Genomic DNA, 25,989 nt, shown 5'->3' on the forward strand with positions numbered 1-25,989 from the left:
AATCTGGCGGTGCGCGTCGGCGACATCACGGTGATCCTGCAGGGCTATATCGCGGCGGTGGGCGAAGCCGACGTGACGCTGCTCGACAATACCGGCGAGGAGATCGACGTGGCCGCGGTGGTGGCGGCGACCGATCCCAATCTCGACATCCAGACGGCAGCCGGTCCGGCCGCCGGTGCGCCGGGTGTGGACAATACCGGCGGCGTGTTCGATCCCTTCGCCCCGCAGGCGGGCCTGGGCGGCCTCAATGCGGTGGGCGGCCTCAACCCGACGGCGCTGCAATACGGCCTGATCGAGCGCGAGGGCATCCTCACCGATGCGGAAGAGGAGGAGGAAGAGGATACCTCGCCCAGCCTGGTCAGCCTGACCCCGGGTACCCCAGTCAACGAGGACGATCTCGGCGGCGGCGAGGGCAATGATTCCTTTGTTGCCGCCAAGGCACTCGAGCCGTTCCCCTACCATGTGCTGGACGGCGTCAAGGACGCCCTGGGCGGGCAGATCTGGGCCTATTGGAGCTATCCGCACGAGACCGGCAACGACCCCTTCGACACCAATGACCACGAGGACGGCTCGCAGCAGCAGCCGGGCTTCCCGGACAATGCCGGCGGCATCGACCAGGACCGCGAGCCGCTGACCAGCACCGCCATCGCCAGCGTCAATTTCTTCGGCGACGTGCCGGGGCACCTCAGCTTCGAGAATGCCGGCTCGACCCCGATCCTCGACCAGCTGAATGCGATGGGGCTGACCTCGCACAGCCATCCGCTGCAATATTTGATCCTGCCGGGCCAGCCGGACAGCGATCCCAATGACGGCATCGACGACAGCCGCGGCGAGACGCTGGTGGCCTATTACGTCGTGACCCAGGGCGAAGGCGAACAGAGCTATTCCTACGCCGAAATCGTCTTCACCATCGCCTTCCGCGAGTTCGAGGGCACCGATTCGATCAGCGACTTCAACATCGATTTCACCATCTACGGCGTTATCGACAACGTGCCCGGCATCAGCGATGCCGATGGCGACATCACCGAGGCGCTCGACATTGGCGTGCCGTTCTTCATGGTGGATTCCGACGGCTCCGTGACGCCGGCCCCGGACGGCGCGCTGGTGTTCAAGGACATCGACGACGTGCCGGCCCTGGGCTCGCTCTGCTTCGACTGGGTCGAATACGAAGGCCAGGACGGCGCCTGGCTGCCGGTCGCCAAGCACCCCAGCGACGACGATATCGGCCATGACGAGACACCGGGCAACCAGGGCGGCGAGGAAGTCAACCTGCCCAGCTATTATGTGCAGCAGGCGCTCGACGCCGCCACCCAGGGCGGCTTCGGCAACCTGTCCGATCCGATTGCCGCCTCGCAGACCCATATCACGGTCAGCTTCGGCGCCGACGGGCGCGCCGGCACCTATGACGAAAGCGGCTATACCGGCAACAAGGAAGCCGGCAAGACCGTCTTCACCGGCGACGGCGACGCCAATGCCACCGCCTTCCAGCTCTATATGGGGTCGTCCGCCGATCCGCTGAGCGAGGGTGAGACCAACTGGACCACCAACATCAATGGCGAGCCGCAGACCATCCTGGCGCGCCAGGTCGACGCCCAGACCATCGTCGGTTATGTGCTGGGCGAGGCGGAGGGTGACAACCCGGCGCCCGAGATCCCGGTCTTCATCCTGCGCATCGACCCGCAGAACGGCGAGGTCGTGCTGGTGCAGCTGGCCCAGATCAACCATGCCGATACCGCCGACCACGACGACCTCGTCGACAGCCTGAAGATCTCGCCCGTCGGCGGCGCCCCGACCGAGACGGTGCTGGAGGACAGTTTCGACAGCCTCGACGGCTGGACCCGCACCAGTTCGCTCCTCAGCCAGGTGGTCGGCGATGTCGGCACGGTCGATCCGCAGCCGGATCCCCTCAACCAGGCCCTGCTGGTGAGCGGCGGCGGCAATGATTACCAGGGCGAGGATTCCAGCGTCGAGGATCTCGAGAACTTCTTCGGCCTGCCGGCTGGCGCCATCGCCGCCGCGGCCGATGACGGCAATGCCGGCAATGGCGCCGAAGAGCCGACCAACGGCACTGCGATCAAGCGTGAGGTCAATGTCCAGGCCGGCGACACGCTGACCGTCAAATTCAACTTCCTGGAAAATGAAAGCGATAGCGGTGAAGGCGGCCTGACCGAGTACCAGGATTTCGCCTTCATCGTCATTGGCAGCGAGGTGATCCGCCTCGCCAATGTCGGCGAGCCCGGCACCGCCACCAGCAACAGCTTCGGCTCCTTCTCGTGGGAGGAAGAATCCGGCTATCTCACCTTCACCTTCGACTTCACGGTGAGCGGCCCGATCCAGATCGGCTTCGGCGTCATGAACGAGGACGATACCATCGCCAATGCCGGCCTGCTGATCGACCACCTCGAGATCAGCCGGGGTGACGGCGATAGCGTCACGGTCCGCGCCACCGATTACGACGGCGATTTCGTCGAGACACCGCTCGGCGTCACCATCCGCGATGACGGGCCGAAGGTCACCGGCAAGCTCGACTGGATGGTCGACGAGGACGGCAAGGATGGCGGCGCGGCGCTGCCCGGCGGCCTGCCCGGCGGCCCCGGCGACGGCAATGGCGGCACCTGGATCGGCTTTGCCAACCAGTCGCTCGGGATCGATTTCGGCACCGACGGCCCGGCCGCCGATGCCTTCACCTTCGATCCCGCCAAGATCGTGCTCAAGGACATGACCGGCGCCACCTTCTCGCCGCTGAAATCGGGCGGCGTCGACGTGGTCTTCACCTGGGACGCGACCACCAGCCAGCTCGTCGGCATGGCCGGCGGCACCGAGGTCATGGTGCTCACCGTCGACCAGGCCAACGGCACGGTCAGCTTCCAGCTGAAGGCGCCCGTCGACCATCCCTATGCCGACGACCCCTACAGCCAGGGCAAGGAGACCGCGTTCGAGGACGAGATCGCCATCGATTTTGGCTTCACCGCCAAGGATTCCGACGGCGACACCGTCGAACATGCCATCACCATCCGCATCGATGATGACAGCCCAGTGGCGAACGACGATTTCGACAGCGTGGCCAATCTCCAGACGACCGATGGCAACGTCATTACCGGCCTCGATACCAGCGATCCGGCATCCGGGAAGGATCTGTCCGGCGCCGACGGCGCCGTGGTTTCCGGCGTGGTTTCGCTCGAGACCGCCAACACGGCGACGCCGACGACCGACGCGGTGCATGGCGACGGCTTTGTCATCCTGGGCGAGCACGGCACGCTTACCATCTATGCCGACGGATACTATACCTACACCCGCAGCGATGCGGCGCCCCTCATCGGCGACGACAAGTTCTCCTACACCTTGATGGACGGCGACACCGATGCCGTTACCGCCAACCTCACCATCAACATCTATGATCAGGGAACGGAGCTTGATACCAATCCGACCGGCGAGGACGCCCAGGAGGTCGATGAGAAAGGCCTGCCGATCCGAACCATCAATGCGGTGATAGAGCCGGCCGGCACCGGCGAGGCCGCCGATGGCGATGGCACCGACAATGACGATCCGTCGGAAGCCACCACCGGAACCATGTCCTTTGCCGCGCCCGACGGGTTCGCTTCGCTGACGATATCGGGCAAGGATGGCCCGATCGTGATTGCAAATGGTGTCACCGTACACGGTCTCTATGGTGACCTGTTGATCACGGCCTTCAGCGTCGACGGTTCAGGCAACGGGACACTCAGCTATGCCTACACGCTGCTCGACAATGTCGACCATAGCGGCGGTGCGGTCACGGACGACTTCGCAGTCGTGGTCGAAGATGCCGATGGCGACACGTCAAATGGCAGTCTCAACATCAACATCGTCAACGACACGCCGATCGCCAATGACGATGTCGACAGCCTGGTCGGCATCGAGACCAAGGCAACCGGCAACGTGCTGACGGGTGTCGATATCGGCGCCGGCGAGGACGACAACAAATCGGATGGTGTCGCCGACCTGCCGGGTGCGGATGATGGCGAGGTATCCAAGCTCGAGGGCGAGACCAGCGATGCCGACGGCTCGGATGGTTTCTCGGTTGCCGGCAAGTACGGCACTCTGGTGATGGACAAGGCGGGCAACTATACCTACACGCTCTCGCCCGACGCCATTGTGCCGGAGGATGCCGAGGAGGTGTTCACCTATACCCTGACCGACGGCGATGACGACAGCGACACGGCTACCCTTACCATCACTGTGCCGCAGACGGACCAGGCAAGCGGCGTGCTCAGGATCAGTGGCTGTGTGGCCGAAGACAACCAGCCGAACCAGTGGAGCGGTGATCAGACCGAAATGCCCGAGGCCCTGAGCATCGGCTTTGCGCCCTCGGACAACGAGACCGCAACCGGCGGGTCGATCGACATTCCGACCGGCTGGCAACTGCAGGTCTGGGACACGACCGGTGGCGGTTCGGAAGTTGCGCTGTTGGCAGCTGGCGCCGGAGTAAACCTCGACAGCTACATGGCGAATGTCCTCAGCGGCATCTATGAGCTCCGCCCGGTCCCGCCGGCCAACGCCGATGCCGATGGCCTCTTCACCCTGCATCTCGAGATCGAGGATCCGGATTCCGGCGCCACCTCGGTCCTCGACCAAGCCTTCACCGTCTATCTCGACGCGGTGGCCGACAAGCCGACCAATGTCACCATCTCGATCACTGATGACGGGTACGAGCAGAACGACAAGGGCACCAAGGTCACCGTCGACGCCAATGACGGCATTTTCGTCAAGGACGAAACCGGTACACTGCTCGTGACCGCCAGTTTCAACGATACCGACGGCTCGGAAGCCCATACGGTCCGGGTGGATCTGCCGGCGCCTTTCGCCTTCCAGAACCTGCCGGCCCAGATTCCGGGCGTTCAAAGCTATGCCTTCGACGGCAACGATCTCGTGCTGACGCTACTGCCCGGCACCACTGACTTCTCTTACGAGTTCGACATCGTAGCCAGCGGCCTCGTCGGAAAGGACACTTTCGACGCCTATGGCACAACCGATCCGTTCAAGGTCACCGCGACGGCGGTGGAATCCCCCACCGATGGCGGCTGCGGTCCGAACAATACCGATGCCGACCCGAATAGCCCGGATGGCGCGCTGGACAATCAGTCGACGACCATTGCCACGCTCAACCGGCCGAACATCCTCAACGGCGAGTTTGTGACCAACACCAACGTGCAGAAACAGGTCGCCCTGGTGACCTTCGTTGACAAGCAGGACCCGCTGCGTGCCTACGCGCAGCTGGTCGTGCGCGGATCGCAGGGGCAGCAGGGCGTTATCCTCAGCAATGCGGGTTTCCTGATCGATCCGACGCATGATCATCTGGTCGGCGCCGAGGCAACGGCCGGGACCAAGGTGATCATCACCGATTTCAGCCTGGAGGGTGTGAGGATCGTCGATCCGGGCAACGCCCAGGTCGAGGTCGACAACAATGCGACCGGCGCCAACGAGGGCACTGCGATCGTGACGACAATCAATCCGGACGGTGATGCCGGTCAGTATGTCGGTTTCGAATATTCGAAGGACGACAATGTCGCTGGTGGTAATGCTGGTCTGACCGATTCCGACGCGGGCACGCCGGACTATGTGTTCGGTGCCGCCGGCGACGACACCATTGTCGCCACCAACAACGGCGTCAACATCCTCAATGGCGGCGATATCCTGGATGCCGCCAACAACGGCGCCGACAACATTACCGGCGGGTCCGGTACCGACGTCCTGGTCTATGACCCCCTGGATACGCTGGATGGTGGCGCCGGCTTCGACATTCTGCGCATCGACCAGGGTGCCATCTTCAATACGATGACGGCCGAAGGGCTGGATACGAGCGGTACCGGGCTCACCAATGCCACAGTGGACCTGACCGGCAAGGCGATCTCGAACATCGAATCGATCCTGCTCACCGAGGAGGCAACCCCAGGCGCCGCCGGCACCAAGCTGGTCCTGAGCGCTGCCGACGTGCTCAGCTTCACTGACGATACCGAGGACGCCGACGGGCTCGAGGGCAATACGCTCTACGTGCTTGGCAGCGGTGGCGATACGCTCGAATTGCATCTCGGTGGTGCCACGATTTCATCGCAATCCGTGATCAACGACGATGTTCGTGGAATGACCTTTACCCAATACAACCTCGACAATGGCGGCACGTTGATCGTCGACAGCGACGTCGCGGTGACAACCGTGCCCTGAGCACGGGGCGGCCTTCCCGGCGGGTATGCAGCCCCATGTCCCACGGGAAGAAGGGGTGCTGCGGCGCAAGCTGCGGCACCCCTTGTCCTAGGTGCATGAACCGGAACCAATTGGAGTAGTCGACCCATGTCACGATCTAGAACGAGAGAGCTCTGTCTGGCGGGCGCGGTGGTCCTGCCCATCATAGTACTGTCGTCTGTTGCATTTGCCGGCCTAGCCGCGGCTGGCCAGCAACCGGATGTCGGCATCCCGCCCCTGTTCAGCCACCGAACCCTGTCGAGTGACGTCGATATTGGCGGGATAGTGATCGGCGAAATTGAGCGCCGGCTGATCCGGAGCTATTACCAGCGGACCTATGAGGAATGGAACCGGGGACCGGGCAAGGGAAAGGGGCGCGGCAACAAGAATGCCAAGAACCTGCCGCCGGGTCTTGCCAAGCGGGGCGAACTGCCACCCGGCCTCGCGAAGCAGCTGGTTCGCAATGGTCACCTGCCGCCCGGGCTCGAAGGACGCGACCTGCCGCCGGACCTATTGCGCCAGTTGCCCGCACTGCCTCAGGGCTATCGCTATCTGCAGGCTGGCGACAAGGTAATGTTGGTCAAGGCTGCTACCAACGCCATCCTGGACGTCCTCACGGTCGCCGCGATCGATCTGATCGATTGACGCCCGCGCTCTCGTCAAGCGACGTTGCGCGTCATTGCCGAACTCGAACCAGACCCCCGGGAGATCCTGGTGGACCGATCTAGACAGCCTGCAATGCCGGAGATGGTCGAGATCTCGCCAGAGTTCAAGGACCTTGGGGTCAAGTGCACAAGGAAGTCCACTGCCGAATGGATGAGCCATGGGGATCAGGTCACGAGGAGACAATCTGTCCACGGCAACCCGGGGCCTTACGCGCCGAGAAATGCCGCATTTATACCAAAGATGCCCGGCATCAATTCCCATGAGACAGATTGCAGGCTAGGTCATGGCTGATGGAATGCGGGCCCTCCAAATAAGCCGGGACTTGGTGCGTAAGTGAACGAACAGGTGCCCGTATCGCAGGCGCCTTGAAGTCCGGTGCTCACCCGCCAAGTTCCAGTACGTGCTTCACCGTCTTGAATGGCACACCATCACTATCGCACTCCCGGTCAAACTCCTCAGCGTAACGGCGTCCCTCATAGACAGCGGCCGCGATAGTGGCGGGTCCGTAACAATCGCCAATGCGACGCACAGACTTGATACCAACGGACATGAGTGAGGACGGCGTTGCGATGAGCGCGTAATACAACTCATCGTTTGGCAAACGCATGGTGACTGGCACCAGGTGACCGTAGCGTTTGACCGTATCTCCAGTCATGGTGTTGAAGAGTTCGATCACTCCGTCATTGACAGCTCTTACGAGATGTCGCGGCAAGATCTCCACTCCCAACTTCAACAGTCTACGTTCAATGTGACCTTGCTCAAGCGAATATTCTGACCAACTGCTGACGCAATTGCCAGGAGTAGCAAGTGTCACCTTGTAACCTTCGCCTGCAAGCAATTCCGCCATCACACTGCCCATGTAGTAGTGATCATCATCGAACACCACAACGGATCCTAGCGGCGGACGATTGCCGTCCATGATGTCATCGGGACTAAATGACCGTTCCGCCTCGGTACCCGGAATTGGCTGGCGCAATGCCCGGCCCACGCCGTCACGCCGCCAGGTAGACCCGGTTGCGAGTACGACATGATCCGCGCCGAAATCGAGGACGAGTTCCTTGGTGAGAGCGCTCTCCAGATACAGCTTCACATTGGTCATGAGTGCGAACTGGCCGAGGCGGTAGTCGCACACGCGATTCCACGCGCGAAGGTTTGGCAGGGCGCTCTCGCGGGCAACCCGGCCTCCGGGCTCACTCCTTGCGTCGGCGAGAGTGACCTCGTAGCCTCGTTTGCCCAGCGCGTGGGCGGCTTCCAAGCCAGCTGGTCCGGCCCCGACAACAAGTATGTGCGCTTGAGATTCCCTGGGCCGTATCCTTTCGGGATGCCAACCCTTGCGCCACTCCTCACCGAAGGTAGGATTCTGCGTACAGCGGCTTGGAGCGGAAATGTTGTTCCACGCCGCGCATATGTTGCAGCCGATACACTCGCGAATATCCTCGAGGCGACCCTCCTCGACTTTCTTCGGAAGGAACGGGTCGGCGATGGAGGGGCGCGCAGCACCGATCAGATCAGCTATACCGCGCCGGATAACCGATACCATCGTGTCGGGTGACGTATAGCGGCCCACAATAGCGACCGGCTTCGATGAAACCTTCTTCACGAAGCTTACATATTCCTCCTGGTAGCCCTCGGCTGCGAAGCGAGAAGTCATTGAGTCGTTGTCCCAGTCGGATATGTTCACATCCCACATGTGCGGCAATTCAGCCATCATCTCGATGGCGTCATGTCCTTCGTTTCCCCATTCCAGGCCGTCGCTTCCCAGCAGTTCGTCGACAGCAAAACGCGCGACTACACCCATGGTGTCTCCCACTGCTTCAAGCGTCTCTTCGAGAAGCTCACGGTAGAGGCGCAAGCGGTTTTCGAGACTACCGCCATACTCATCCGTCCGCTGATTGTGGCGCCGTGCAAGGAAATGCGCCGGCAGCGAACCATCATGACCGGCATAGACGACGACGATGTCGAATCCTGCTGACCTTGCCCGCAAGGCTGCCTTGCGATGCCAGCGGCGATAGGCGCGAATGTCTTCGATGTCCATCGCGCGGGCCTGAACAGGATGGTTCTTCCAGCTTACCGGACGATGCACTGGCCCAATAGGAACCTCACGGCTGTAGATGTTACCGGTGTCCTGCCCGTTATGTACAAGTTGCACGGCAGCCAGACCGCCATGTTCATGAACCGCATTGCACATGCCGCCCAGCACCGACGCATCGCCGGCGTCCCATAGCCTGGCCTCTGTGTAGGGGGTTACGTCCCCTGTCGGATGAAAGTCGACCTGTTCGGTCGAAACTATGCCCCAACCACCTTCGGCCTTTACACCGCGCATTGCAATCATGCTGTCAGGATATACCCGCCCCATGCCGTTGCAGTGCGGCACCTGGTAGAAGCGATTCCTTGTTGTCACGGGACCAATCCTGACCGGTTCGAACAGGATGTCGTATCGAGAATCTCTGGGCATTTTCACTCGTCAGGGCAGGTATTTTTGGAGAGGCGTCGCACGCTTCATGGTCGTCTCGCCACGAGATGGGAGTATGGTTGAACGAAGAAGTCCCACTATCGTAAGCGCTTCCTTGCTGGACATGAGGGTGTCCGTCATCAAAGTAAGTAAGCCATGCGAACCTGCGGTCTAATGGAAGCGTCAGCTCGTTGGCTCTCGAGTGTAGGCAGCGACCTTTTGTTATTGCAAGCGTAGTTGGGTGATGGATTGATGGCTACTGCCAATGCAAAACCGGCACCGCCCTTCGCATGAGATCCGAGGGCTGCCGGGAGTAGATCGCCTCCATAGCGAACCTTGGCGGAGTGATCATTGCCGCTGCTCAGGACAACGTTGCGGCGCCAGGATTCATTCTGGTTGCGCGCGCGGCGTATTGAAAAAGGGCTACGCCCTGATCCTCCAGAAGATTGCAGCGGGCGACATCGCAGGACTCGAGAATCTCTATGCCAAGCCGGACCTGCAGGACCGGCACAAGCTTTCGTTGAAGTCGGAAAATCGCAATGGCGGAGGGTGCACTTCAGTTCGTCGTGTTCGTTTGGCGGGCTCGCTCCAACTCCTTGGTCCGTGGCACACTCAACCCGATAGCGATTGATGGGCCAAAAAATGGAGTGGCAATTTCTCATTGGAACAGGATGTTCGGCGGGCTAGGATTCGCCGGCAAGGTCGCGGCATCTCATGACGACAGCGTCGTCCGGGAGCGTCGCAGCATCGTGGAGACGGATTGCTATGCCACCGAAGACGCTACCCGGATGGATATACCGCAGTGAGAGCTTCCATGCGCTTGAGCGCGAAGCCATCTTCACGCGCACCTGGCAGTTGGTCGGACACCAAAGCGAGATCGCGCTACCTGGCGACTACTTGCGTTTTGATCTTATGGGCGAGAGTGCGATCGTACTGCGCGACCGCGACGGCGAGATTCGTGCCTTCTACAATGTTTGCCGACACCGCGCCTTCCGACTGCTCGACGGCGCGACTGGCCATTGCGGAAAGGCTATTCGCTGCCGCTATCACGGCTTCACCTACGGCCTCGACGGCGCGCTGCTCGCCGTGCCTGGAGAGCCAATGTTCGATGGCTTCGACAAAAGCTGCCATGGTCTTCGCTCGATTGAACTGGAGATATTCCTGGGCCTTATTTTCATTCGCTTCGGCGGCGATGGACCCTCCGTGGCAATGCAGTTATCCCCGTACCTGGAAGCACTTCAACGCTATCGTATCGAGGAAATGCAGCCCTTGGGGCCGCATGTCACAACGCCTATTCGCGCCGACTGGAAGGTCGCAGTCGAGAACAATATCGAGGGTTACCATATCGCGACGGCGCATCCCGGTTTGCAACGCCTGTACGGCCGCAACTACCGCTTCGAAACGGCGCCGCTTGGCGTGTCACACGCCGGCGGGGAGTTGCGCGCAATGCCGACGCAGACCTGGAGCGAACGCCACTATCTGAATCTACTGCCCGAAGTCGAGCATCTCGAGCCGCAGCAGCGCCGGGGCTGGTACTACTATGCAATGTTTCCGAACCTGGCCTTCGATATCTATCCGGATCAGATCGACTACTTTCAGATCCTGCCGATTGCACCAGGGATGGCGATGAGCAGGTTTCGTGCATTCGCTCTACCGGATCCAAGGCGCGAGATGCGCGCGGCGCGTTATCTCAATCAGCGTATCAATCGCGAAGTCGGCAAGGAAGACGTTGCCCTGGTGGAGGGTGTCCAGGCCGGTCTGGGATCGCGCGGCTATGGTACAGGGATTCTCTCCGGACAAGAATCCAGGGTGAAACAGTTCCACGACATGATTCTGGCTGCCATACCGGAGGCAAGCAGGCAGATGCTGCTTGAGCCAAACTGATATTTTACAAGACATGTCTGACATTCGGACTTGCAGGCTGAATCGTTCGAACCATTGGCTCGCGCCCAGTTCCGGGCCGTGTCCGGGCCGCGTGCGCTAGGGCGCCAGAGAATTATCTCGCGAGGCACCCTCCTGGTGGCCGGCAATTGCCCTGTTAAGCGGACTATCCGGCGATATCTTTTCCAGCAACCCGCTTGCGCCTTTTCGTATAGCGGCACCTATGCAGCTTGCGTCGTGACTCTATTTGCTCCGCCCGTATCGATTGTTCGGCGTCAGCAAGGGACTCGGCGGATCGACCAGCCTCACCTGCGGGGCGGCAACCGCGATCCGCTGTCGCGGGAACAATTGCATTACAAATTCATGCAGAATGCCCGCTTTGGCGGCTGGTCGGACGCACGGTCGCAGGCATTGCTTGCATCCGGCGTGGGGCTTGCCCGGCATACCGATCTGTCGGCATTCGCCACTTTGGGCGGCACACCCGGAGGGCGATAGGATGAGGGAATTGGGCAGCAAGATCGCACTTGTTACCGGCGGTGCAAAGAATATCGGTCGGGCGATCTGCTTGGCCTTGGGGCGGGGCGGAGCCGAGATCCTGGTCAACACGCGCCAATCGGTCGAAATCGCGCAAGAGACGGTGAAACTGGTCGAGGCGGCGGGCGGCGAGGCAATGGTGGTTCAGGCCGACATCACCGACCCAGGTGACGTCGCGCGAATGGTGGCGACCGGTGTCGACGCCTATGCCGGGATCGACATCCTGGTCAACAATGCCGGCATCCGGAAGGAGGCGCCGTTGACCGAGGTGAGTTTTGCCGAATGGCGCGAAATCCTGAGCGGCATGCTGGATGGGTCATTCCTGTGCACCCAGGCCTGTGCAAAGGTCATGCGCAAGCGGGGCGGCGGCTCCATCGTCATGATCGGGGGCATGACTGGACATAGCGGCGCCAAGCAACGAGCGCATGTGGTGACGGCAAGAGCCGGCCTCGCTGGGTTCACGAAGGCTGCTGCCATGGATCTCGCCGAGTTCGGCATCACGGCGAACTGCGTTGTCCCTGGCCTCATCGATACCCAGCGTGGCGTTCACAATCCGTCCAACCCTCACCACCATGCCGGACGTGCTATGCCCCTCGGTCGGCGCGGAACCGCCGACGAAGTGGCCGCCCTTGTGCGTTTCCTCTGCGGTCCGGAGGCGCGCTACATCACTGGCCAGAGTTTGCATATCAATGGCGGCGCATTGATGATCTGACCCGCCTAGGTCACGGCGCCGCCACACCGTCCCGGTGTTCGGACTGAGATCCGGTGCGCCAATTCAGCGCAGGGCGGCGTTGAGCTGATTCTCGTATCGCCGGTTTGGGACGTAGCCGCGCAAGCCATGCACCATCGGCGTTGTCGTCAGGTTGCTGAGATAGGATCGCCATCGTGTGCCGAAGGGCGACATGGCGGCATTCGCCACCTGGATACTTGGGACCCAGACCCGGCCGTCAGCCGTGCGCAGGACGACCAGGACGGCCTGTCGGTTTCGCGTCATCACCAACTGCCCGGTGACATCGCCGTAGACATCGTGGCGGAACCGCCATTGTTCGATCGGCCCTTGTGTCATGTCCGGCAGCAAGCCTTCATGCAGCCCGCGTTCCCGTTGCTCAAAGGGCAGGCGGACATCCTCGAAACCGACGAGCGAGTAGAATTCCTTCGGTTCCGCAGCGAGGGAGACGTTCTCGACATTGCCGAAGAAGGCGCGCTCCCTGACCGGCACCGGTAAATCGAGTGCCCCTTTTGCCATCAGCCAGCGGCCAAGGACGGGCTGTAGTTCGGCGGCAAGGTCGACGGCACTTTCGTTGGCGAAGCCGATTTCCATGCTGCCCACCGGAAGATCGCTCAGCGAATGACTCCATTGATTGCCTCTGCGGAAAATGCGCGGCCCCTTGAGCAGCAAGGAGTTGTTCTCGATTCCGACGGCGCTGCGCCAGACTCCATGCTCGTTGCTGAGATAGAAGACCCGCGGGACGACGGTGCCGAACTCTGTTTCCTGGAAGGCAATGACGGCCGGCTTTCCCTCGCGTTCGAGGAAGGGTTGCGAGAGATGGAAGACGCGGCCGCCGGCCCTGATGGTGAGCCGCGGTTCGAGGCCATTTTCCAGATAGAAGGCGGCATCACCTGGTTGGTTGCCACGTGGTAGCAGGGCGAGTTGTTCCATGTCGAGCCGCGCCAGCACCAGATCCGGTTGCGCCAGGTTTTCCGCCTGGACTTTTGGCCGGTAGGAACCAAGCGCCGGTTCCGGCAGGTCGATCTGCCGGCTACCGAGCGACGCTCGGGCGAGCGACATGGCATCGACGGCCATGCCGCCTGGAATGCGGGCCGCTCCGATCACCGAATCCAGGCTGATCCGCGCTTCGGGGCGCTGCAGCCTGACTCCCTCGATGGCGAGGGCCGTGGCGGTCAGCATCTCGCGATGCTGGGTCCCCTGCTCCAGCAACTGGCGGCCGGCGTTGAGGTTGAGATGCCGCGCGACAGCCAGCAGATCCAGCCCGGCGAGGTCGCTGTTGCCTGCGATCAGGCGCTCGGCCACATACAGCGCGAAATCGGCCTCGGCGCGTTCGGCGGGCGTTTGCAGGTCGCGCAGATTGCCGATGAGGGCCAGTTTGGCGCGCAAGTCAGGATCGCCCGCCGCCGCCTCGCGCCAGCGCGCAAAGACGGGATCGTTGGCGATCAGTTCGAAGCCGCGATTGGCGATTTCAGCCTGGATCCGGCGGCCCCTGGCTTCGGCCGCCGCCTGCTCGGCCTCGTGCATCTCTGCCATCAAGCGGTTGGTGCGCTCCTCGGCCGTCGATTTCGACAAATCCACCGAGGATTTGCTGGGATCGCCGGATGGTGGTACGAACGGCTCCAGAATGACGGTATCGGTGGTTCGTGCCGTTTCAGCCTCGCCGACCAGCGGGCCTTCAGGCATCTCGAGCGGTTCGAGGATTTCGGTGCGCGTGCCGATCTCACCGGGCATTTCGAGCGGTTCGAGGATCTCTGTTCTGGTGCCAATCGCGGGCAGCGCTTCCGGCCCCTCGCCATAGCGCGCCAGGTTGGTGTTCCCGCGCCCGCCATGCAGATCGAGCATCAGCGTGCCGGAAGCTTCGATCACGCGGCGAACAAAATCGGCGCCGCCTTCCTTGGTGTCGAATTTTCTGAGCGACTCGTTCAGTTTCGCCGGGTCGGACCGATTGGCTTCGATGGCGACCGTAGCTTCGACCAGTTCCCGGTAGGACTCCAGCGATACGCCGGCAAAACGCGCCGCATCGAGGGCGCGAATGAAATATTTGGCGGCCTTGGCAGCCAGCTTGGCATTGTCGCCACCGTGGCTCAGTTCCTTCATCATATTGGCAATCTGCTCGACGAAGGATTGCCGGGCCATTTCCGGTGTAAATTCCACAGTGAGCTTCGGCAGGCCATCGCCGAGGAGCGATTCGACCGTGATCTTGCGCTTGGCAGCCTGGATCGAGAGTACGACGTGATCGATGGCGGCCTGGGTCTGGTAGGCTTCCTGGGCAAAGTAGAGCGCCTCGGACTGGGCGTTGCGAATGCGCTGGGCAATTTCGGCGCGTGCGGCCGGGTCGGTGGCCGCCTTGTATTGGTCGATGAGGTCGGCGATGTCGCGGAGCGTCTTCTCATACAGGCGGTTCTGGACAACGATGTCGTTTTCGCCCTTGGCGCGGTCCTCGACCAGTTGCAGTTCCGCCTTGGTGGCCTTAGGGGCCTGACCGGCCTCCAGCCTGGCGATTTCGGTCTGGATCTGCTGCTGCAGACGCTGGTGCTGCTGTTCGACCCAGTCGAACATCTCCTTGAGACGGGGGCCGTCGGCACTGCTTTCAAGGCGCTGGCGGTATTCCTTCCAGGCTGAGTCGCTGAGATATTTGCGTGCGGAAAGCTGGGCATAGGCGTCCTGCAACCAGATGTCGCGCTCGCCGCCGGAATAGTTCTTGTGTTCCGGTGCGGTGTAGGCGTTGGTATCGAGAATGATGCCCGTTTCGCGGCCGCCGATATCCACCGCGGCACCCCAGCGGTTGAGGAAGCGGGCATTGAACAGGATCACGGCCAGCTGGGCCTTGGGCCCGACGAAGCTGATGTCGTAATCGCTGGTCAGGTTTTCCGAGCCGAAGGCCTGTACCTCGCCCTTCAGTTCCGCCACGATCTCCGCGGACAGGCTGTCGACCACCCATTTGCGCAGCTCGACCAGCTTGCGCATGTCGGATTCGCTGAGCTTTCCCGCCTGATAGTCCTTGCGCGCATCCGCCCAGGAGCCGCGATAGCGGGTCATCAACTGACGCGCCGGCAGGTGGTAATTGTCCATCCATTCATAGAAGCGTTGCCAGGAGCGGCTGATCTGGCCGGTCTCGGCGGGGGCTGCCCGCGCCCTGGCCGGATCGCGGGCAATGGATTCGCCGCGGGCCACCGCGGCCGCAATGCCGGCGAGGCGGGAGGTGCCCTCGGGCACGACATGCATTGCCCGCAGCAGGCCGACGACGGCCAGGTTCTCGATGAAGTCCTCGCGCGCACGGCCGCCGGCAAGCAGGGGATTGTGCATCAGCGTGAGGATGCCGGCTTCAGCCAGCGGGTCACCCTGCCGGATGAGAGAACGTGCCAGTTCGGCCGCCTTGCCGCCCGTACCCGGCCTGCCAAGGACCTGCAAGGCCTTCGACTGACCGAAGGCCTTCAGCTTCAGCACCCCGATGACGGCATAGTTGCTCAGGAATTCGGAGAGTAGGTTCTTCGGCGACCAGAGCGCGGGATCGGCCATCTGCTCGGGGTTGATGGCGGTCTGGGCCGCGCGCGACAGCACGGTGAAGGCGCCCGCCTCGACCCCGAGGCGGATGCCGACGGCACCGAGGCGGGCAAGGGTGCTGACGCCATATCCCTCCGCCAGCGCGCCCACGGTGACCGCCCGGCTGAAACGCGCGGCGAGGCCGCCCGGCACGACCACTGTCGCCACCAGTTCGGCAGTCTTGGCTGCGTTGAGGACCTGATCGACGCGACCCAGAACGCCTTCCTTCGTGACCTCGGCGAATTCGCTGGCGACACTGGTCGGCCGCAATTGGACGTGTTCGGGCAACTGATACTTGCCGTCCACCAGGAAGCCGTGCCGTGACAGGATCTTGCGATCCGCCTCGCCCAGGGTTTCAGGAGGATTGCTGGCGGCCCGGATTAGGGCGGCGTGCAATTGGCCTGCTGCTACGGTCAGGCTCTGCAGCGCTTCCCGTGTCGCCGCCTCGCCGACCAGCAGGTTGAAAGCGCGGGCCGGGCCGGCGCGATACCATTCAACGTTCATGTAGTCGACATAGGCGTCGATCTCACCGGCAAGCGAACGATCGCGCAACTCGACCAGTGCGGAGAAAGCCTTCTGTATCTCGCCGGCCGCGCGCGCAGATTCAAAGGTCGAAACCAGACCGCGTTCCTCATTGACCAGGAATTCGCCCTGCAGCCGCTGTGCCGTGGCACGATTGGCGTCGCCGAAGCCGGAAAGTTGCTGCAGCATTTCCGAGAGCGGGTTGCTGGGTGCCACCAGACCGGTCAGAATTTTGGCTTCGTGGTCCAGCAGCTTGTTGAGCCGTTCGGCGGCAGCGGTGGGGTCCCTGCGCTCATCCTCCCACACCAGCTGTTCGCGACGCTGCTCATAATACCGCAGCTTGTTCTCGACGATCGCGAGATCGAGCCAATAATCGATCTCCCGCGATCCGGGGACCATGTCGCGGCTGCTGGGCACATTGCCGTTCTTCGCAAGGTAGTCCTCGCGCAGGCCCCGGGCGTGGCGATAATTGCCGAGGTCCTTGCGTTGCTCGGTTATTTCGGCGGCACTCCAGCCGGGGGCGGTGCCGGCCAACGCGCGCTGTGCGCCGCGCAGTGCCACGTCGCGCGCCGTCTCCGGTGGCAGGAAGCCGACGCGGTCGACGCGAATGTCGAAGGATTCGCCACCGGCATAGCGGAAGCTGATATCCTCGATGCCGTCCCGCTCTGTGCGCAGGGCCTCCAGCCCGGCCAGGGCCTTGTCCAGCGCCGCCTTGCGCGCCGGGTCGTCCTTGATCGCGGCGCCGAGATCGGCGAATTCGCGGCGGATGCGCTGTTCCTCGGCAAAAATTGCTGCATCCATGTTGCGGATGCGCGCTGCCAGTTCGCCGGCCCGCTGCGCGGGGTCGAATTTCAGCATCTCAGTGCGGGCGCGCAGTTGTGCCAGGGCGCGCAGATCGTAGAGCGCCTTCTGGCGGCGTTTCAGCATTTCGGTTCGCTGCTTTTCGTCCTCGGGCAGGGAACTGGTGCCGATGGCGGTCCAGCGGCGCTGATCGATCAGTTCGGTGATGGCATCCATCATCTGCGGGACCATGCGGCCCAGTGCCGCCAGCATCGGTGCGCGTTGCTCTTCTGTCAGCGCGGGGTCCATGGCGCGCTGGCGGATCATATCGAGCAGGGCGCCGGTCTGGCGCATGTGCCGCATGGCCGACACCACATCACCCGATTCCGCCGATTTCAGGAAGTCGCTCTGGCGCGCCATGGCGCGTTCCGCAAGATCGAAGCGCCCCAGCGCCAGGGCCTGGCGCAGGGCATTGGCGAAGCCGTCCGCGGGCATCCCCGGATCGGAGAGCAGCGTTTCCAGCCCGGCCTGTGCATCGAGTGCGCCGGAGACGCTGTCGAGAAAGGCTGCGGCATTGCGGCGATAGCTCTCGTCGAGGTCGGCCGCCGCGTCGAGCAGGGCGCGGGTGGCGGCGATCTCGGCGCGGAGGGACGCCATGCGCTCCCCGCTGATCTCACCCAACGTTGCCAGACGGATGTTGCTGACGGCCATGAGGGCGGAATAGGCAGCCGCCCCTTCGCCTTCCACCTTCTGCCCGGCCAGGGCAGTCAGCAGGGCCTGTGCCGCTGCCCGACGATTGCCGGCGAGGAGGCCGTCCAGGGCGACAAAGGCCGTGGCAAGGCGCACCTCCGCCGGCAGGGCGTCTATCGCCTTTGCCGCTTCGTCTGGGTTGTCGATCAACTGGATCGCGAGTCGTTCCGCCAGCAGCACCGGATCCGCTTCCTTGGCGTCGGCGAGCGCGCGGTCAAGTATCCGTGCGGCGGCCTTGAGATCACCGCCGGCCGCGCGGCGCCGTGCCAGTTCCAGTGCGGATGCGCGTGCGAGCATGGGATCGGCACCCCGGGCTATCCCATCAAGCAGGGCGTCGATGCGCTTATCAATCTGCTCGATCGTGCCGAGCCGTTCGCGTGTGCCGGGTTCAAGCAATTCGTAGCCGTCGCGAATACGGGTGAGCGCTGCCGCCAGGGCGGCATCACGTTGCGCAGCCAAAGCGGGCGACAGCCCGGTGTCGTCCCCGAGGAGGGCAAGGGCCTGGTCGATTTCCCCGGCGGCGAGACGATGTCCTGCTTCGGCGAGGCGCGCCGCGAGGGCCTGTGCGGGGCGCCCCGGATCCTCGGCTGCATTCGGCACCTGTTCCAGCCAGCGGCGCTGTAAGGCATAGGCTGCCGCCAGATTGGCCGACAGTTTTTCGGCAAGGAGGGCGCCCCGCGGCGGTGACAGGCGTCCGGGCCAGGCGCTGGCCGCCGCTTCGAGCGTGCTGATCTGCGCGTCCAGTGTCGAAAGGGCGGCCTTCGGATCGGCCGGCTGCTCGATCCGCTCGAGGCTGCGGAGCGTTTCGGCAATCTCGTTGAGGAGCGGTGTGGCGTCGACGGCCGCGGCGCCGGCGAGGCCGGTGATGGCAGTAAGACGCGCCAATTGATCCAGTTTCGCAACGGGGTCGTTGGGATGCGCTGCGATCTCGGCGCCGATCGCCTGCCGCGTCTCGTCGAGGAGCCGGTCGAGGCGCTGCTTCAGTTTTTCGGCATGCGGCGCCGGCTTGCCGGCGGCATCGGTGAGGGCTTCCGAGAGAATGCGCGCCCGGGCGATGGAAAGATCGAGTGCCGCCGCCTTCTGGCCCTCCGAGGCAATCGCTCCGGCCGTCCGGGCGAGGAGATTGTCGAGGAAAGCGACGTCGCTGCCCGCGAGTTCCTGCGCTGGGAGGTCGCCGAGTGAAGCCTCCACGATTCCCCGTGCCGTTTCGGGACCGAATCGGGCGGCGAGGCCCGACAGCACGGATGGCAGGGCACTCTGCGCCAGGCCCGCTTCCGGGAAATGCGAGAGCACGTCGGCATCGACCCAGGCCACATACTGGCTGAGCGGGTCCAACGCCGGCGCATTGACCTGGTTCTCCGCGATGACCCGCCGCTCGGCCGCCGCCTGCCCGCCCAGTTTCAGGAAATCCTGCACCATCTCCGCGCGGCGCTGTTGCAGACCGGCCGCTTCCGGCGACCCGGGCGGAAGTTCGGCCAGTTCGCCGTCGATCCTCAGGATGGCATCGCGCAGCACGCGCATGTCATCGTCGACACTGGTAGGCGCGCGCTGCAGCGGCGCCGGTTCCGGTTCTTCCTGCTGCTGTTCCTGCTCCTGCTCCTGCTCCTCCTGCGTCGCTTGATCCAGCTGATTACGCAGCCGGGCATGCTGGTCGGCAAGACCCTGGCGCTGCTCTTCGAGCGCGTTCGCCTGTTCCGATCCCTCGGCCACGCCTTCGAGCGCGCGGTCGATGGCCATCAGTTGTTGATCGATTTGGTTGAGCTCGGCGCCAATGTCATCGTGCTGGGTTTCGTTGCCGCTCGCCGGGTTCGCGGCGAGATCGGCCGCCTGCTCCAGTTCCGCGCGATAAGCGGCGTGTGTCTCGACAAGCCGCTGCCGCTGTGCGGACAATGCCGCTTCCTGGGCACTGGTAACGGCACCACTATCGAGCTTGATGTCAATCTGGCGGATCTGTTCGTCGATCGAAGCCATCTCGGATTCGAGATGCGACGTCTGTGCCCTCAAGGCGGAGGCCGGCGTGGGCAGGGCAGGCGCTGTCTCCTCGGCCGCAACGTTGTCCGGGGCAATCTGTCCAGCGACCGAGAGAGCCTGTTCGAATCCCTGCAACTGGGCAACCAGACCGGCGCGCACCTGCTCCAGCGGTTGTGCCTCGGCCGCGCCATCCGGCATGCCGGCCAGTTGTGTGTCAAGTTGCTCGATTTGCCGCTCGATCATGTCGCGGCCGCGCGTCAGCGCATCCACGGCTCCCTGGTTCTGGGGAACAACGATCGTCTGGGCCGCCGCGGCGATGCTGCCGGCTGAAGGACTGGGTATCGAAATTGGCGCAGGTGTGACGTCCGTCGTTGCCACCGCTTCGCCGGCCACGTTGCTTGTGACAATGTCGATGGCCTTGCCGATGGCGGCGCCGGCCTCGGCAACAGCACTTCCGGCGGCACTGATGGGATCGGTTTTCTTCTCCGCCTGGGCGATGGCGCCCTGTTGTTTCGCGAGTGCAACCTCGGTCTTGTCGGCAAGCTTGTCGCGCGTTGCCTCGGACAATTCCTTCGCCTCCAGGGTCTCCAAGGCCTTGTCGACCTGGACATAGGCTGACTCCAGCGCCTTTCTGGTCTCGACCAGCCCGCGCAGTTCCGGCACCTCGGTGTTCTCGTACTCGGCCAGTGTGTCGTCTATGGCATTGATCTGGGCTTCGAGACCGTCCCGGGCGCGGGAAAGCGATGCCGCCTCGGCGCTTTGCGGCACCGGCGGTGGCGGCGGCGAGGCGGCATTCTCGACTGCGGCCCGGTTGCTGTCGACCCTATCCTGCAACTGGTCGATCTTGCGTTCCTCGGTGGTGCGGCCCGCTTCGCCCGGCCGCAGCAGTTTCTGCCCCGCCATGCCGGCCGCGGCGCGATTGCGGTCGATCTCTTCCAGCTGCTTGCCAACCTGTCCCCTGGCAACATCCCACATGATGCCGACGCCCTCCTGCTGGATCGCCGGCTTGAAGCGATCCTCGACGATTTCGCCGCCGACACCCATGGATTCCAGATCGCCCTGGATGTCGGCCAACTCACCGCGCAATTGGGCGACGCGGTCGGTTGCTCCGGCCTGCTTGGCGGCGTCAAGTTCGACGCTGGCCTGGACCAGGCGCATCTGCTGCTGGGCAAGGCCGGAGACGCCGTTGGCCACGGCCTGCCGATCGATATTGCCGGCGGCATCCTTGGGCAGCCCTCCGGCGGCGGAAGCGTTGGCAATGCCGACATCCTGTTTCAACAGATCCAGCTGCGCATCCGGCAGCACCCCGCGCAATTCGCCGCGCAGTTTCTCGGCCTCGGCCTTCAAACGCTGCCCTTCCTGATATGAGCTGGAATTCATGGCATAGTTGTTCTTGGCTTCCTGGGCGGTCAGGAAATCCTCGGTCGCCGCCTCGAGTGCCGCCCGCTGTTTCATGACCTCATCACGCAGGGCGGCCGGACCAGTGAAGGAGAAGCTGTGGCGGCGCTCGAGTTCGGCCTGCGAGCGCGGCAGCTCGGGGTCGCTGCCAAGATTGCTCCAGCGGTCTATCGTGGCATCGCTGTCGCCAAGCTCCTGCAGCTTCCTTTCGCGCATCTCGATCTGTTCGTAGGCCTTGTTCTGCTGCTGCGCGAGATCACGCCAGGTCGAATCGCTCATGTACTTCTGCCCGTAGGCGACGTCCTTCAGCTTCGCATCGATTTCCTCCAGCTGGCGCGCCAGGTCCAGCGCCTTGTCGGCAGCGCCGCCTGGCTGTGGCACGACCGCCCCGCCAATGTCTCCGGTCAGCTTGTCCAGATCGTTGATGACGTTGCCAAGGTTCTCGCGTGTCTTGGCAAGATCCTGATCGCTCATGTTGCGCCAGTAGTCGGCCTCCGCCCGAGCAGCCCGGAGGCTGTTTGGATCTGTTGCCGTGATACCGAGTGACGCCGCCTCGCTGGCACGCGCCTGCTCTTCCGCCGACTTGGCGGCGTCGGAGAGCTTGTCCCCCAGTCGGTCGAGGCGCTCCATTTCAGAGCGCAGGCGGTCGGCATCGGCATCGCCTATTCCGCCCTCCGCCTCCATCCATTTGGCCTGCCGGCGCAGATCGTTCTTGGCGCGCTCGACCTCGGCACGCTGTTCCCTGATGGCATCAACCCGCTGCTGGTCGGCGCGCGCCTTTCGCTCGGCCTCGTTCATACCGTAGCCACGATCCTTGAGGTCCTCGAGTTCGCGGCCGTCCGCCTGCCAATCGCGCACCTTGTTGTTGAACTTCTGCGCGTCCTTCTGCAGCTGCGTCTGGTCCTTTTGTAGCTGCGTCCGCTCCTTCTGAAGGTCTGCTCGCATGCGCCGCACGTTCTGGCAGCTCGAACTGCGGCAGTTCGGGTCATCCTTCTTCATCTCGTCTTCGATATTGCGCAGATTCTTGTCTTCCGTATCGAGGTCCTTCTCCTGCTGGCTGAGATCGTCGCCGCGGTTCTTGAGATCGCGCTGCTCGTCGGCCAGGTCCTTGCCGGTCTTCCTGTGTTTTTCCTCGCGCTCTACGCGGTCGCGATAGCGCTTGTCGCGCTTGCGGCGCTCCTCCTCTGCGTCTGCTTTTCTCTTCTCCTCTTCTGCCGCCTTCTTCTGGCGTTCGGCTTCCTCGCGCAGAGCCTTCTCTCGGGCGGCCCGGCGCTTCTCCTCCTCTGCAATGGCGTCATCAACCGCGTTGGGGTCGATCGGAATTTCGATGGTTTCCTTCGGTGGCTTGGCAATGGCGATCCTGTTGCCGCCCTGGATCATCTGGCCGAGCTGGCCGATCAAGGCCAGGGTCTCCGGCCCCATGATCTGCTTGCTCTGCGTTGCGGTAGCGATGTCCTCCTCGACCTGGGCATAGCCTAGTTTGCTCTGCGCGCGCTGCTTGGCCGCCTCCATCTCGCCAATCGCGCGCAGGGTCGCCTCGTATTCGATCTGGGCTTTTGATTTCTCCGGTGGCTTGTGCTCGGCATGACGCTGCTCATTGGCGCCTTTCGCCGCCGCGACTTCGCCGCCTTCCGTGGCCTGCGCTTCGGCCACCACCGCCTCGCCTTCGGCGGGTGCGCTCGCACCCTCTTCGACTGGTGCGGCGGCGGCATTGCCACCGCCGCCAGCGGAATCTTCTCCGGTCGTGGTGGCTATTTCATTGTCACCACCGGTCGCTGCGGTGGGCGCGCTCGCCGGCGGCGCCATCGGCGGGTCCTCGACCACGCTGACCTCCCCGCCCATGGGCACCAGCAGGGTTGTGCCGCCCGGGCTGGTCAGCACCTGTGTCGGCAGGGTTGCCACCGGAGTCTCGACCGGTGGCGGGTTGTTCGCAATGCTGACAAAGGGATAGCGCGATTCAATCAGCGCCGGGGCGGATGGTTGGCTGGGTGCCGTCTCAAGCGGCGCGCCTTGGGTAATCTGGCTGCCGACAACACCCGCCGGCAGGGTGGTCAGGCTCGGCGCCGGCAGGGGATAGGTCGATACCGTTGGCGTGGGCGAATAGGTCTCGGCCGGGGTCGCAATTTGCGGCGCCAGGGAAAAGGTGCCGGTGAGGTTGTTCTGATAGACGGGCAAGGATTGCGTCGTGGCCAGTGCGTAAGGGGAAACATAGCCTTGGGCCTGCGTTGCCTGCTGGGCCTGCGTCGCCTGGCTGGCGAGGCCGCCCGGTGACACGTAGTTGGGTGTCGTCGTGTATATGCCGGGTGATGACGTGCCGCCACCGACATAGATCTCCTGGGCCCAGGCGGAATTGCCGACCGACGTCATGATGCAGAATGCCAGGGCGGCAGCTAGGCAGCTGCCCGCCGAATCAGGCGCCGGGGGTCCGAGGTGGAAGGATCGGTGAACCATCGCAGTCACTCCCTGCATCGTCCGGACGGTCATTGGTGCTATGACCGTCCGGCTGAATTATTGGGAACTCCACTTGATCCCGTCTGCGGCCGATGACGTCTTGTGCGCGCTGCAATGGCTGCAGCGAAACTACCCCTAGAATGGTGGCGGTCTTTTTGGCGCGGCATCTGCGGCGCTGGCTTGCCCGATGCGCAAACGCTGATGGCGCATCGTGGTTCTTGCAAACTCACGGTAGCTGTGACGGCCAAATGGAGCAAGAATTCATCCGGCGGCAGTTGCCAAAGAATGTTAATGATCCCGATATCGTTAATTAGTGCGACGAACACGGGCGCCGAGCGGGCCTTGACCCCTTGTGATGAACCGTTGCTCAAGGCAAATCGACACAATGGTGCGAGCCGACTGCGGCGCGAGCCTATTGGGGCTGGAACCATTGCACCGGATAACTGACTGGAAATGCAGGAAGCAATTCCGGTCGCCGCCGATGCCTGTCTGCGCACTGCTTTACAGTCCTTGGTGTCAGGACTATCGTTGCCGCTAGCGCATGATCATCCAGGCCCGCACGTCTCCACCGCCGGCCTTCGCCATCAAAAAAGGGTGACGACATGCATTCGAAACCGGTCTTCGGAATTCTGTTTGTGTCGGTTGCCTTTCTGGCAAGCGCCGGCACTACTCTGGCCGATGGCTGCCTGTCGTCGCAGCTGAGTGCCACCAATCAGGCTTCACTGCAGCGGGCATTGGCGCAGCAGCGGGCGCAGTCGCAACTTGGCTACCAGCGCGTCACCCATCACTATGACAACGATGATGACCATGTGACGGTCGTCGTGTCGCCGCGTTACGACACTATCGATCAGCAGATTGCCGCATTGGCTGCACTGATCAAGGCCCAGAATGCCGCTTATGCGCAGGCGGTCTCCGAGGAGGCTGTGCTGCCTTAGGCCCATCATATCTGAGGATGCAACGTATGGATCAGTCTGGCATCGACAAAATGTTCTCCCCAGTGGTTCCGGGATTGCTGGTTCTGATGCTCGGGTTCGGATCGCCTGTCACGCTGGCCGCTGAACCGGATGCCTCCGGGACCTGGAGCGCGTCGCCGCAGATCGCCGAGACGCCGCCGAATGACGATGGCTTCATCACCGAGCCGCCGGCGGCGCCCGGCGTCTTGACGGGCTCGGTCGCGGAGATCAGCGGACCAAAGCGCGTGGTCGCTGTTGCCCGCTTCGACGCGGCCGGTTCCTTCACCGCCGTCTATGGCAATTGGGATGTCGGCGGCGGGCTGGAAGCCATGCTGATCACGGCCTTGCTGGAATCGAAGCGCTTCATTGTCGTCGAGCGGGCGCAGATCCAGCCCATCCTCGCAGAACAGCAGATGAAGGCGAGTGGTGTCACCAGTCCGACGACGGGGCCAGGCGTCGGAAACATCACTGGCGTGCATGCCTTCATCATCGGTTCGGTGACATCCTTCGGCGTCGATGAGAGCGGCGGCGGCTTCAGCCTGGGTGCCGGCGGCAGCGGCGGTCTGCTGGGTGGGGTTGTCGGCGGCTTGTCGCAGCAATCGCAGAGCGGCAAGGTCACGATCGATGTCCGCTATGTCAATGCGACGACCAGCCAGATCATGCAGACGGTAACGATCAGCGAGGAGATCGAGAATACTTCCTGGGACCTCTCCGCCGGATACAAGGGAATGAGCATCGGTACCAACCAGTTCTACAAAACGCCACTCGGCGAGGCGACGCGGCGGGCGATTACCCGTGCGGTGCAGCAGCTGGCAACCGAAGTCGGCAAGGTGCCCTGGAGCGGTCTCGTGGTCGACTATGATGGTGCCGAACTCTACGTCAATGCCGGCAAATCCAGTGGACTCAAGGTCGGAGACCGGATGAAGATCGAACAAATTGCCAAGACACTAACCGATCCCGCCACGGGCGAGGTGCTGAGTGTCAAGAAGCAGACTCTCGGCATGGTCACGCTGACCAGCGTCGAGGAGCGGATCAGCTCTGGCAAGTTTGCGCCGACGGATCTCATCAAACCGCAGCGCGGCGATCTGGTCACTGCGCCCTAGGCCGGATGGTCAGCCGTTCGCCGGTCGATGCCGTGG

General features: G+C 63.1%; 8 protein-coding genes. 6 read left to right on the forward strand and 2 right to left on the reverse strand.

Features of this window, described 5'->3' with window-relative positions; all coding sequences use genetic code 11:
- Both A8950_RS05835 and A8950_RS05840 read left to right on the forward strand, forming a co-directional pair.
- A partial coding sequence (locus A8950_RS05835) for a DUF5801 repeats-in-toxin domain-containing protein (RefSeq protein ID WP_208109760.1) occupies positions 1-6,201 on the forward strand: 6,201 nt, incomplete at its 5' end.
- Between the two features lie 126 nt (positions 6,202-6,327).
- Positions 6,328-6,864 carry a hypothetical protein gene (locus A8950_RS05840; protein ID WP_133612711.1) on the forward strand — a complete coding sequence of 179 codons (537 nt, stop codon included), beginning with the start codon at positions 6,328-6,330 and terminating at the stop codon, positions 6,862-6,864.
- Between the two features lie 400 nt (positions 6,865-7,264).
- On the opposite strand, the gene A8950_RS05845 is transcribed toward A8950_RS05840, so the two are convergent.
- Entirely contained in the window at positions 7,265-9,340 is a 2,076-nt protein-coding gene (locus A8950_RS05845) for an oxidoreductase (RefSeq protein ID WP_133612712.1), read from the reverse strand.
- A 762-nt stretch (positions 9,341-10,102) separates the two neighbouring features.
- On the opposite strand from A8950_RS05845, the gene A8950_RS05850 reads away from it, so the two are divergent.
- Both A8950_RS05850 and A8950_RS05855 read left to right on the forward strand, forming a co-directional pair.
- Entirely contained in the window at positions 10,103-11,221 is a 1,119-nt protein-coding gene (locus tag A8950_RS05850) for an aromatic ring-hydroxylating oxygenase subunit alpha (RefSeq protein WP_166645020.1), read from the forward strand.
- Between the two features lie 502 nt (positions 11,222-11,723).
- Positions 11,724-12,464, forward strand: a complete 741-nt coding sequence (locus tag A8950_RS05855) for an SDR family NAD(P)-dependent oxidoreductase (RefSeq protein WP_456073074.1) — start codon at positions 11,724-11,726, stop codon at positions 12,462-12,464.
- A gap of 63 nt (positions 12,465-12,527) precedes the next feature.
- Here A8950_RS05855 and A8950_RS05860 read toward each other — a convergent pair whose 3' ends face one another.
- Complete coding sequence (locus tag A8950_RS05860; protein ID WP_133612715.1) at positions 12,528-23,813, reverse strand: hypothetical protein; 11,286 nt, start codon at positions 23,811-23,813, stop codon at positions 12,528-12,530.
- Between the two features lie 686 nt (positions 23,814-24,499).
- Here A8950_RS05860 and A8950_RS05865 point away from each other — a divergent pair.
- Together A8950_RS05865 and A8950_RS05870 are read left to right on the forward strand one after the other, a co-directional pair.
- The gene (locus A8950_RS05865) at positions 24,500-24,832 is read left to right on the forward strand and encodes a hypothetical protein (RefSeq protein WP_133612716.1); all 333 of its coding nucleotides are present in this window, start codon (positions 24,500-24,502) and stop codon (positions 24,830-24,832) included.
- A gap of 86 nt (positions 24,833-24,918) precedes the next feature.
- Positions 24,919-25,953, forward strand: coding sequence for a CsgG/HfaB family protein (locus A8950_RS05870; RefSeq protein ID WP_166645021.1), 1,035 nt, complete (start codon positions 24,919-24,921; stop codon positions 25,951-25,953).
- Positions 25,954-25,989: the final 36 nt, after the last annotated feature.

It is taken from the genome of Dongia mobilis, from assembly GCF_004363235.1.
Classification (GTDB): Bacteria; Pseudomonadota; Alphaproteobacteria; order Dongiales; family Dongiaceae; genus Dongia; species Dongia mobilis.